Genomic DNA, 11870 nt, shown 5'->3' on the forward strand with positions numbered 1-11870 from the left:
AGGCCGGCCGTGCCGCCGCCGGCGATGATCGCCACGGGCCACTTGACCAGCGGTTCCATGTCGACCGCGGCCGACGCCATCAGGATCGCGCCGCAGACCACCGCGGCCGGGCCCGACAGGATGTCCAGCAGGTGGTCGAACCAGGGCAGGTGATAGGCGGCGATCTCCGCCAGGGTGGCGGCCGCGAACATGATCAGCGCCGGCAGCGTGCCGATCCAGGCCTGACCGTCGGACAGGTCCAGGTGGCCGGTGTGGGCCGCCAGGCTCACCATCAGGAACGGCACGAAGATCCGGAAGCCGACCGCCGCGGCGAGGCCCAGTCCCAGCATCAGGCTCAGCGCCGTCTCCATCAATCGTCCCCCCCGCCGTACTGGAGGCGCTTCGTGGCGCGCTCCAGGAGCGGCAGCGGCGTCGGGCGCGTGACGAACAGCAGGGCGATCGCCACGAGGTTGAACAGGACCGTGTTCGTGGTGTCGCGGGTCAGGATCGCCAGCATCAGGCCCAGAATCGCGATGGCCTCCTGCTGGGCCCAGGTCACGATGTAGGAGGTCTGCACGTAGGCGAAGCTCTTGACCAGGCTCCTGTCCGCCTCGCCGAGAGCCGCGTACGCGTCGTTTCTCGCCTGGGCTACCGTGGTCAGGGAGTTCGGGTTGGGCTCAACGGTCAGGCTCCCGGAGAGCTTCGCCTCCGAGAAGGCCCGTCTCTGGTAGAGGAACGAGGCCACCGCCAGCAGGGCGGCGCAGATGTAGAAGACCGGCGCGTAGCCTATCTCCACCCTGTCCTCGGGCGGCCAGTTCTGCCCCATGACGCGGGCGATGAGGTAGTAGAGGGCCGCCGCCACCTGGAAGGCGATCCAGATGACGTAGAGGACCTTGACGTTGGATTGCAGGTAGGTGCGCAGCGGATTGGACAGCATGACATACCCCCGGGGCAGAGATCTCGCCTATGGCGCCGAGTCTATCAGGCCAGCCGGATCTGGCAATGTTTCATGGCGCGCCTGGAAAGACCCGGCGATTTGTGGGATGATCGCGCTTGGAGGTGAGCCATGGTGCCGGGAAGAAAAACACGGTGGGCCCCGCTGCTCGTCGTCCTGCTGCTCGTCGCCGCCTGGCGCCTGCACGCCTGGTCGCATCTGATCAACGCCATGCTGCCGGCGGACAGCCGCCCCGGCGTGATCGAGTTCGCCGTCACCGTGACCACGACCGCCGGTTTCGAGGCGCTGGCCCGCGGACTCGGCGACGACTTTTCCCACGTGGCGTATTTCCGCGAGGCCGGCCTGCTGTCCTACGCCGGTCCCTCGACCTGTCTCGGTTGCCACGAGGACATCGTGTACGAGGACCGCGACGGCGGAGTCCACCGAGAGGGCCTGCTCGCCAACCTGACCGGGTCGGCCCACTACCGCTTCTTCACCACGAAGCATCCCAACGTATGGGGCTTCGACGGCAAGCTGGCCGACGACTTCGCCATGGGCAAGCTCAACCGTCCCTGCCCCAAGCCCGGCTCGCTGGCCATGACCGCATGGGCCGAGCTGGTCGTCACCCAGGCCGGCGACACCCTGAGCGAAGGCTGCGGCCAGTGCCACCCGGGCGGGCAGTACCAGGCGCCGCTGGGCGAGATGATGCCGCTGTACGCCACCCTGCCGCGCGAGACCGACGCCATCGACTGCCTGATCTGCCACGCCGCGGCCTACGACATGGACCGCAAGCAGATCGTGCGCGACCGCAACGGCCGCCTGCGCTGGGGACAGGACCGGTCGCTCGAGGCCGCCCTGACCGTGACCACGCCCGCCGCCAGGACCTGCCTGCGCTGCCACCAGCACAACTTCGGCGGCGACCTGTACGTCGATCCGGTCGATCCATCGTACATGCAGAGCCTGCGCGAGCTCGGCGATCGCTGGCCGCGCCTGCGCCACCCGGGATCTAAACGCGGCACGCCGTTCTCGCCCACGTGGGACGTGCACGCCGCCGCGGGGATGTCCTGCCTGGACTGCCACTTCAGCGAGGGCCACCGCGTCGCCCGCGGCACGCACACCACGACCCTGATGGCCAACGACCTGCCCGGCGTCGAGGTGTCGTGCCTCGACTGCCACGACGACCCGCCGCACGCGGGCGGCGACAGCGTCGCGCGGGCGCTGAACGGCCACCTCGCGGTGGTGGCCTGCACCACCTGCCACATCCCGTCGCTGCATCCCGACAACGCGACGCGGCGCGACTTCGCCACGACACAGTGGGAGGCCGAGCCGGGCATCCACATCTACACCGACGTCGACAAGCGCTGCCGGCCGGGCGACGGCATCGACTATGTCTGGTGGAACGGCGATTGCACCTTCCTGGGCAACCCCATCGGCGACAACCCCGGCGGCGGCGACCGGTACAACTTCTACGACGCGGCCCAGCGCTGGCCCGAGTTCGCCGAGTTCGACTACGCGGGGTGGTACGAGTCGGTCATGCGCCCCCTCGCCGCGCGCCGCCCCTCGAAGCTCTACGCCATGAAGCGCTTCAACGGCCGCCAGCACATCGACCTGCGGAACAGCGGCCCCTTCGGCGGCATGTTCGTGCCCTACAACCTGCCGCTGTACTACCGCGACGGCGATCCTGACGCCGCCGCCCGCGCCGAGATGGACAAGTCCATGATGAGGATGATGTACGGCTGGATGTTCAGGATCTACATGCTGGACCGCTTCATGTCCTACATGGGTATCGACGGCTGGGACACCGGTTCGTACGAGGACGTGCGCGCCGGCCGCAACGTAGAGCCGCGCTGGCTGCCCACCGACGCCCACCTGGAGATCAGCCACGGCGTGCGGCTCGAGGGCGCGCTGATGTGCGGCGACTGCCACGGGCCCGACACGGTGCTGGACTGGGAGCGGCTGGGGTATCTGGAGGGGTTCCGGGACGAGGTGGTGTTCGAGGAGTAGGTCTGACGGGTGAAACCTGTCTCACGAACGCGTCTGCGGCGGCAATAGACGGAGAACCTCCCGAAACCCGTCGTTCACGATCTCCCCGAAGCCGCGCTTCATCACGACGTCCCTGAGGGCGTCCAGCATGGCCGGCAGGCGCGGGCACATATCCTCCATCATGTCCACGAAGACCCAGGGGTCGGCGGACTTCCGCGTCGGGTCGACCGACTCGAGTTCCGTGCGGAGTTTTTCCAGCCTGTCCCGCCAGACCTTCGCCAGCGCGACGACGGTCAGGTGGTCTTTCAGCAGGGGCCTGGCATCGTCCATGACGAGGGCAATCACCTTCTCCTGGAACTCCGCTCGCTGGTAGTCGCACCTTCGGAAGGCGCGAAACAGTTCGTGCGCCATGCAGAACTCCGAGTTCAGGGATTTCTCGCTGACGACCGCGACGATCCGCTTGGCCTTCGAGATCTCGTGGGCGAACCGCTCGATCGAATCCCCTCCCTGCAGCCGGTCCTTGTCGCGGCCGATGACATGGCCGGCCGCCTCGACGGCAGCGCACAGGCGGTCGACGATCTCTTCTCGCTGGCGGCCCGCCTCCGAGGAATCCTCACCCCACGCGTAGGAGACGTAGATATCGGGCGCCGCCGCGGCGGTTGCCCGTGGGGTGAGCTCGTGTCCGACATTTCCGGTGACGGTCAATTCCGGCAGGACCGGATCCCCGTAGAGGATACGATGAACCGCATGGTTCTGCCCCGTGAGCGACGGCGGCATGATTGGATAATGGTAACAGAGCCGATTGCTGTCCGGCGCGAAATCGTGCTGGTCCCAGAGCCGCAGGAGGAAGGATTCGTTGAGCTCCCGGCCCTCGTCCACCGGCCGGCCCAGATAGGTCGCAAGAGCGGCGGACGCCTCGGGGAGAGCGCCGCGGCGCAAATGAATGAAGGTCGCCAGCCAGCCGTGCGGCTCCCCGGTTCCGGTGTGCAGGTTCGGAGAACTGGACAAGGCCAGCCATGCGGCGTCGGGGTCCCCCGCCGCCAGACGCGAAAAGGCCTCGAAGCACGCGAGGGTGCAGTATTGCGTGTATTTCTGCCGGGCCGCGCTCGCTGTATCCGCGGCGGCAAGCCAGTCGCCTCGCATCTGGCATTGCAGCACGGCGCCGAGGACGGCCTGCTCGGGTCCGATCGCGTCGGCCCCCGTTCCGGAGAGGATCTCCGCCAGGGTCCGTGCATCGTTGATCGCGGCACACAGGCATTGGGCCCCTTCGACGAGTCTATGACGGTTGAAACGCTGGGGGATTCGACGCAGCCCTTCCCGCAGCGATGCGATCGCGTCCTGGACTCGTCCCTCCCGGCAGTAGGCTACGCTCAGCGCCTGGTAGAGCGAGAAGAGGTTCTTGCCGGGCGGGATGATCCCGATGCCCTCCTCGAGCAGGGCTACCGCCTCGTCGATCCTGTCCGCCTTGGCCAGCAGGTCGGCGCAACTGTTGAAGAGGGAGAAGAGGCTCTTGTCGGGTGGGATGACCCCGATGCCGTCCTTGAGCAGCGCCACCGCTTCGTCGGTCTTGCCCGCTCGGGCCAGAATCTCGGCGCCGAGCTGATAGAGCGGGGCCATGGAATCGGGACTCTTCAACGCGCTGACCCCGCGACGCACATCGGCGATGGCCGCATCCGCTCCTTCAGACTGATACCTGAGACTTGCAAGCAGATACCACGCGTCCTGTGCACCGGGGCCGAGCGACCGCTTGGCGTGGATGACCGCCTGCTGGATGTCCCCCGGCATGTCCCGGCGCTGAAGGCAGCGGGCGAGGTGGTATTCCAATCCCTTTGCGCCCCCGTTGCCGAGCAGCGCCGTCAGCACGCCTATCCGCTCGGCCAGCTCCTCCGCGTCGTCGGGTATGGGGGAGGTCGAGTGGAGTTCCTGCTTCAGGTGGTCGGTGAACCGCTGGCCGATGACCGAAAGGTCCGCTTCCCGGCCGGCCTGCACGAGGTGGTAGCGCAGTTCCGCGAAGGACTCGCCGAGCTTGCTCTGGCTGCCGACGATCTGCTTGGACTTGAAATGCCGCATGTGATAGTCGGCGGCGCTGGAGTGGGCCCGGCGGAACTCGGCCGGCGCGTCGCGAAGGTGGGTCAGCGATATCTCGCGAACGATCGGATTCAGGGCGAGAGACCCTTTATAGATGTTCAGCAGGTAGCGGGTAACCAGGACTGAGCGCAGTTCGCCGGCTTCGTCCTTGCTGCCGCAGAGTTTTTCGAGGGCCTCGCGCCTGAAACTGCGGCGATGCACCGCCAGGCGCCAGAGCTTTCGCTGGAACACCTCGCCGAGATTCCGCATCGTCCGCTCGAGAAGGTCGCGCTCCAGGGCCTTGAGGAAATCGCGGGAGACCTCCCGGTCCCGAACCGCCCAGAGTCCGGGATTGCTTTCGATGATTTCATCGAGACTGTCGTAGCGCAACGCTCCCACCAGCGCTTCGATGGCGCGGGGATTGAAGTCCAGGTCACGAACGACCTCCCTCATCCGCTCCGGCGGAATCTCCACCGAGACGCCGGCTTCCTCCAGTTTGGCCTCGAGCGCCGCTACGGCCTCCTCCGGCTCCAGTCTCTTCAGCGTGCGTTTCGGTATCCATTCCGACCAGCGCGCCTCCTCGACCATGCGGTCGCTCAGGAGCAGCAGCCGTCCAGGAAGATTGGACCGGGTTCGGAGGGCGGAGAGGATGCCGTTTATTGCCGGCAGCAGCGTGTCCGAATCCGGCCGGAAGAAACGCTGGGCCTCGTCGAGGATGATGACGACCGGTTGCTGCAATGCCAGCTCGAGCGCGTATGCGAGATCGGGTCTGGTCTGCTCGAAAAGAACCTGCTCCATCTCGGGCAACCCTTGATGACTCAGCACCACAGAAAGCTCCATCAGGCTTTCCAGGATGCTGGGAGTGGGCCGGTCGGCGACTTCGTTGATGACCGCCTGTTTCCACTTCCCCTGTTTCTCGGCGAGTTCCCTGAAATCGCGCGCGAGATCGGTCTTGCCCACGCCGGAGAATCCCTGGAGGAAGCAGACCGGCGGCCCGTCCTCGAGCCAGACGTTTTCCAGCCAGGCGAGATTGTCCGCCCGGTTCTTGCCGATGTATTTCTTCTTCATCGGATCCTCAGTGCTCACGGGCCTTGTCCGGACTCCAATCGTCATCGGATAGCCATTGTACATGAAAGCCGTCGACGGAGGGAAGGCCAAGAACGATCGCAGCGACTCCCGCGAGGCCGCGGCCATGCCGTGCTCGACCTAGTTGAGGATGGGACCCTTGGCCCGGGCCTCGACGTCCGGCTCGCGGCCGTCCCGGAACTGGGCGATGTGCAGGGCGGCGTTGTAGACGGTCGGGCTGTTGCGCACGCCGAAGGTGCCGCCGAGCAGGCTATCCCTGTTTTTCGCGCCGCGGCACCCTACCTCAAGAGCGCCATCTTGCCGGTCAAGGTCCCCCTTCCGGTCGCCAACCGGTACATGTAGACGCCGGAGGGCGCGTCCGCCCCGTGAGCATCGCGGCCGTCCCACACGACCTCGTGCGGTCCCGCGTCCCGCGGCGCGCCGTCGAGCAGCGCGCGCACCAGACGCCCCTCGAGATCGTAGATGCGCAATCCCACCGCGGCGCGGGCCGGCAGCTCGAAGCGTATCGTCGTGCGCGGGTTGAAGGGGTTGGGATGGTTCTGGGACAGGCGCGGCGCGCCGGGGGCCGCCTCGGGAACGGCCGTCACGTCGCCGTCGATGCGCAGGGCCGGATCGCCGTGGCACATCATGCGCCCGGTGAAGAACTGGACCCACGAGCCGAGGCTCACGTCCTGCCCCATGGCCGCGGCATGGTCGCGATGCGAAATGAGCGCATGCCGGTGCAGCTCGCCCATGGTCTTGTAGAGCCACGAGTCGCGCAGCAGGATGTGGATGTACTCGTAGGCGTAGCCGTAGCCGCCGTTCACCGTCGCCCCGGTGGCGATCGCGGCGCAGCCGGGCGAGAACAGGAGTTCGTGGCCGAGGGGCGGATCGACGATGGTGTTGTCGTTGAACTCGCAGCCGCCGGAGAAGTAGAGGACCGGGCGGTCCTCGTTCGTCCACAGGTCCAGGTTGCCCAGGTGCAGGGGCCAGTTGGTGGCGAAGCTGCCGTGGCCGTAGTACAGGACCATGGCCACGGCCGGGTCGTTGAGCGACGCGAAGAGCTGCGTCTCGGAGGGGTCGTAGAGGGTGCCGACGTCGTAGCCCAGGTCGGCGATTTCCGCCGAGTCCCGCGTGGCGACGTAGCCCATCTCGGGCTGGCTGCCGAAGAAGATCACCTTGTTGCGGGTCTGGTGGACCAGTTCGAACGCCTTCACCTTGGCGACGTAGTCCCACAGCTCGCCGGCGTCGCGGACCGGGATGCGGCCCACCGCGATGTCTGGCGAGTAATCGACGGCGAAGCTCCCGTCGGTGTCGGCGTAGCGCAGGTCGCTGTACCACTGGGCGCTGCCGTCGTCGACGTAGAACCCGGGCAGCAGGTCCACGTCGCCGATCAGGGTCAGGAACCGCAGTTGTGGCGAAGCTGCCGCATATTCCTCGATGAACTGATCTATGTCCGCCGCGCCCAGGGGCGCGGGACCGATCTGCGACAGCGTCACCAGGTGCACGCCGTACCCTCGCAGTTCGCGATAGTGGGCCAGCACGCCCGCCGGATCGATCAACGCGTCGGGGCAGATCACCAGGTACTCCACGGCGCGCGGATTGACGACGTTCGAGGCGTCGAAGTACACGCCGTACTTGTCGGGATCCCGGTCGTCCATCCAGGCTATGCCCACGCCGTGGGTCCCGGTGGGGTCGGCCGCGATGGCGCGACGGGCGATGTACGCAGCCGACTGCTGCTCGTTCACGCGCAGCGCCGGCGACCAGGTCGCGGGCGTGAGGTGCCCGGCGCTCGTGGTGATCACGCCCTTCGCGCGGCCGTAGGCGGCGTTGATCGTGTTCGTGACGGGGTCGAAGGTCAGGTTGGAGCCGAGTTCGTACTCGCCGTTGTAGGGCAGATACACCCTCGACCACGCACCGCCGCCGTTGGTGGTCACGCAGGCTTCGATGTCGGTATCCATACCACCGTAATCCACGGCGAAAATCACGACCGCCGTGTCGTCGACGTTCGAGACGGCCACGCTCGGTTCGAATTCGTCGAGGGCGGACGAAGCGAGCAGCGTCGGCGCGCCCCAGGTGGCGCCGAAGTCGGCGCTCCAGGTCGCGTGGATGTTGGCGGAGATGGATTTCTCGCTCCAGGCGCAGAGGAGTCCGGCGCTGCCGAAGTCGATCGCGTGATCGTCCTCGTAATTGACGGAGAGGGACCGCAACATGGGCGTCTCCCATGTCTCGCCGTAAGCGAGGGAGCGGCTGAACCACAGCTGGTAGTCGCCCACGCCGGCCAACCCCCTCACGTAGGTGAGGTAAGCGTACCAGACCGAATACTCGGGGCTGTCCACGCAGATCTTGGGGCGTCCGACGATGTTGCCCGGGTAGGTATCGACCGTTACCGTGCCCGTGCCGCCCGTGTCCAGGTCCCGCCAGAACACCACGACTCGCGCATCGGCCGTGTTGCGGGCCGTCTCGTAGGCGATCAGCAGGCGGTCGTTCACGCCCTCGCCGATGGCGATCGAAGGGAAGTACTTGACGCCCGCCGGTTCGTGCAGGCTGTACTCGTAGATCCAGTTCGCTCCGCCGTCGTCGGACGTGTACAGGTCGAGGTAATCGTTGTTGATCAGATCGACGTCCACGACGTAGAAGGTGCCGTCGCTCCGGCAGGCCATGGCCTGGTACCCGGACGACCAATCGGGCTGGCTGACCAGGACATCGCCGCCCCACTTGAGCGGGTCGCGCGGCCGGTCGTCGCGGATCACGACTTCGGGCGCGATATGGGACGGGATCGCGGGTGCGGACGCATCGGTCCAGCCCAGTCGATCGTGGAGACGAGCGGCCGCCGCGGCGTCGCCTTCGCACTTGGCGCGGCGCAGATCCGACAGCATGACGGCCCGTGCAGCCGGGATCTCGGCGCGAACGCCCGCGACGGGCGCCCGGGGCACCTTGACCTTTTCTCCCTGGGGTGAAACCGCCGGCGCGAGGCCGGCGGCGACGAACAGAACAGCGATGGTAACGACGAACCTGTAACTCGATTGCCTCTTCATGGCCCCCCCTTTAGCAATGCGCGCCGCCGCTCGTCCCGCGGCGGTATCCCGGGGGAGCATAACATACCAGATGGGGGAGTGTGCGAATCGAGACCACACCTCCCGCGCGCGCCGCAAACGGAAAAAACGAGATGGTTGACATGTCAAATATTGACGCGTCAACCATCTCGTTTTCGAGTGCCGCGGCGCCCTATTTCAGCAACGCCACCTTCCCGCTCAACGCCCCCTCGGCGGTCACCAGACGGTACAGGTACACGCCCGACGACGCCGTGCGCCCGGCGTCGTCGCGCCCGTCCCACAGCACCCGGTGCCGTCCGGCGAGCTGGCGGCCCGTCAAAAGGGTGCGCACCAGCTTGCCCTCGGCCGAGTAGACCTTCAGCGCGGCCGCCATGTCCGACGGCAGCGCGAAGCCGATCACGGTCTGCGGGTTGAACGGGTTGGGATGGGCGCCCAGCAGTGTCACGCGCGCGGGCAGGGCGTCCTCGACGGCGGTCCCGTCGCTCACGGTGAACGCGACCGGCACGGTCGCCTTGGCGCCGCCGTTGTGGTCGACGTCGAGGTTGGCCGCGTAGACGCCGTCGGCGAGGCCCGTCGCGTCGAGGGTGACGGTCACGTCGACGCTCGCGCCCGATGCGACCGAGCCCGTCTCGCCGCTGAGCTGGATCCAGTCCAGGTTGCGTCCCACGGCGAAGACGCCGCTCTCGCCGAAGACCGCGGGATCGGCCTCGTCGGTCACGCGGATCACGGCCCACGGCCCCGGATCGCCGCTCACGGTCCAGGGCCAGGATCCGGCCACGGCCGAGACGCCGGTGGCCAGGATCTCCCAGCCGCCGCCGTCGGCGCGCTGCAGCTCCATGGTCACGAACTCGGGCCCGTTGACCGCCAGGAAGGTCACGTCGACGGTCTCGCCCAGAACCGCCACGTCCCCGACGTTCGGTGCGGTGACGTGGATCGAGGACGCGGCCGGCACCAGGACGATCTGGCCGAAGATCTCGTGGGGCGGCTGCCCGTAGTAGTCGCCGTGGACGAACCAGTCCAGCTGCACGTCCCCGGCGAGACCCGCGTCGAATGCGAGGGTGAGGGACGCGTGCCCGGTCTCGGTGTTGTCGAGGAAGCCGCCGCTGGGGCTGCCGGTGCCCCAGGTCGTCACCGCGCCGTCGCCGGTGGCGCCGTTCCAGACCATGGTGCCGTGATAGGTGGGCATGTTGCCGGCCGTGACGACCGAGACGCCGGACGGCATGGCGACGGAGACGAAGACCAGCCATTCGTTGTCGTCGCTCAGGCAGGTGGCCGACAGGTCGAGCGTCACGGTCGCGCCCGCTTCGTACTCGGTGGTGTTGAGCTTCACGTCGGAGCCCACGAGGCTGGCGGGCACGACCCCGGCGTCATCGCCGCCGGGCTGGCTCTTCACGACGTTCACGGTGGCCGGATCGACCTTGGTCACGGTGAAATTGAGCTGCGAGCCTTCCTCGCCGTCGTTGGCGACGTGCAGGTATTCGACGACCTGGTTGCCGGGCGCAGCGCCGGTTTCGAGCGAGACCGGCGTGACAACGGCCGACGGATGCAGGATCTCGCCGAGCGGCATGAAGAGGATCGCGCGGCCGGTGGCGAGCGGTGCCGCGCTCCCGGCGTACCGGCCCCAGAAGGTGTACATCAGGCCGTCGGTGCGCTCCGCGTTCTGGATGCCCACGGTGGCGTAGCCGTCGCGAGCGTCGGTGTTGCCCACCTGCTCGTACTGGAAGAGGATCATGCCGTCGCCGGTGGACGTCTGGTGCCACGCGGGATCGTAGAGCACCACCTCGACGTTCTGCACGGCGTTGGAGTAGTCGTTGGGCATGTCGTACCACTGGACCACGTAGCGGTGCTCTGCGACGTCGTGCCAGGCGTACACGCGGCGGGTGCCGGTCTGGTAGAGGTTGTCCCAGAAGGGCGCGATCATGGCGCCCGGCGAGCCGGCCGACGGGATGCCGTAGTTGCGGTAGTGCACCAGGTTCATCTCGCCCATGGCGAGCCAGCCGTTGGAGCAGATCGATACGCGGTCGTAGTCCTGCCCGTAGTAGCGGAAGGTGAACGGCAGGTCGAGCGTGCGCGTGTCGTCCTGCTCCCAGCCGAAGTCCGAGAGGCCCACGTCGGCGCCCGCGCCGCCGTGGTCGGGATCGATGGCGATCCAGTCGTAGACGGGCGCGAAGCCGCTGCCGGTATCGGTGTCGTCATAGGCGTAGTAGCCGTAGCCGTCGGGGCCGAAGGGCGCGTCGGTAGCCGCCTGGCCGACGGTCAGGACGAGTTGCAGCGCGGTCTGCATGCCGCCGTTGTAATCGATGTCGACGCTCAAGACCGCCAGGTGTCCCTGGTAGCAGTCGGGGCTGACGATCAGCTCGAAGGGCGAGCCGGCGTTGTCGCCCGCGCTGCCGGTGGCGATGTCGCCGAAGGCCGCGGTGCCGACGCCGACCGTCAGCCAGGGACTCTCGGTGGTGAGGGTGGCGGTGATCGCCGCGGCGTCGAGACTGCCGGCGTTGGCCAGGTCCAGGATCAGGCTGCCCGCCTCGCCGGGATCCAGGTCGCCGCCCGGGCCGGACCAGCTGAACGCGTCGACCGAGAGATCCGCCGCCTGCACGACGGACTCGACCACCGAGATCCATACGTCCACGCCGTCGGTCACGAACAGGGGCCAGCGGATCAGTTCGCCGTCGGGGGCGTCGGCGGCGATGGTCACCTGGGCGGGGCCAGCCGACCAGGCGGCGGCGCCGGACGCGATGTCGCCGAAGGAGAGTGCGCCGGAGACGACCGAACCGAAGGGGGCGCCG

The 11870-nt window shown here is 67.6% G+C and carries 6 protein-coding genes and 1 pseudogene; 1 reads left to right on the forward strand and 6 read right to left on the reverse strand.

Going from position 1 to position 11870, the window contains the following annotated elements; translation table 11 throughout:
- Positions 1-350: DUF4126 domain-containing protein (locus tag KJ554_15030; GenBank protein ID MBU0743645.1), on the reverse strand; the 350-nt coding region annotated here is incomplete at its 3' end.
- Complete coding sequence (locus KJ554_15035) at positions 350-916, reverse strand: hypothetical protein (protein ID MBU0743646.1); 567 nt, start codon at positions 914-916, stop codon at positions 350-352. The genes KJ554_15035 and KJ554_15030, both read right to left, overlap by 1 nt.
- Before the next feature lie 129 nt (positions 917-1045).
- Between KJ554_15035 and KJ554_15040 the strand changes: the two genes are divergently transcribed.
- On the forward strand, positions 1046-2917 hold the full coding sequence (locus KJ554_15040) for a nitrite reductase (GenBank protein ID MBU0743647.1): 1872 nt from the start codon (positions 1046-1048) through the stop codon (positions 2915-2917).
- A 21-nt stretch (positions 2918-2938) separates the two neighbouring features.
- On the opposite strand, the gene KJ554_15045 is transcribed toward KJ554_15040, so the two are convergent.
- From KJ554_15045 to KJ554_15060, 4 genes and pseudogenes are all read right to left on the reverse strand, one after another.
- Entirely contained in the window at positions 2939-6157 is a 3219-nt protein-coding gene (locus KJ554_15045) for a TIR domain-containing protein (protein MBU0743648.1), read from the reverse strand.
- Positions 6158-6172: 15 nt separating this feature from the next.
- Positions 6173-6280 (reverse strand): annotated as a pseudogene (locus KJ554_15050) (cytochrome-c peroxidase).
- A 47-nt stretch (positions 6281-6327) separates the two neighbouring features.
- A complete protein-coding gene (locus KJ554_15055) occupies positions 6328-9066 on the reverse strand; it encodes a hypothetical protein (protein MBU0743649.1) in 2739 nt (912 codons plus the stop codon).
- Positions 9067-9256: 190 nt separating this feature from the next.
- On the reverse strand, positions 9257-11870 hold a 2614-nt coding region (locus KJ554_15060), incomplete at its 5' end, for a hypothetical protein (protein ID MBU0743650.1).

This window comes from bacterium (assembly GCA_018814885.1).
GTDB lineage: Bacteria > Krumholzibacteriota > Krumholzibacteriia > LZORAL124-64-63 > LZORAL124-64-63 > JAHIYU01.

Excerpts from the sequence above, each read along its gene's own strand:
- KJ554_15035 (MBU0743646.1), bottom strand. The coding sequence starts at position 916 with ATGCTGTCCAATCCGCTGCGCACCTACCTGCAATCCAACGTCAAGGTC.
- KJ554_15040 (MBU0743647.1), top strand. The coding sequence starts at position 1,046 with ATGGTGCCGGGAAGAAAAACACGGTGGGCCCCGCTGCTCGTCGTCCTG.
- KJ554_15045 (MBU0743648.1), bottom strand. The coding sequence starts at position 6,157 with ATGGCCGCGGCCTCGCGGGAGTCGCTGCGATCGTTCTTGGCCTTCCCT.
- KJ554_15055 (MBU0743649.1), bottom strand. The coding sequence starts at position 9,066 with ATGAAGAGGCAATCGAGTTACAGGTTCGTCGTTACCATCGCTGTTCTG.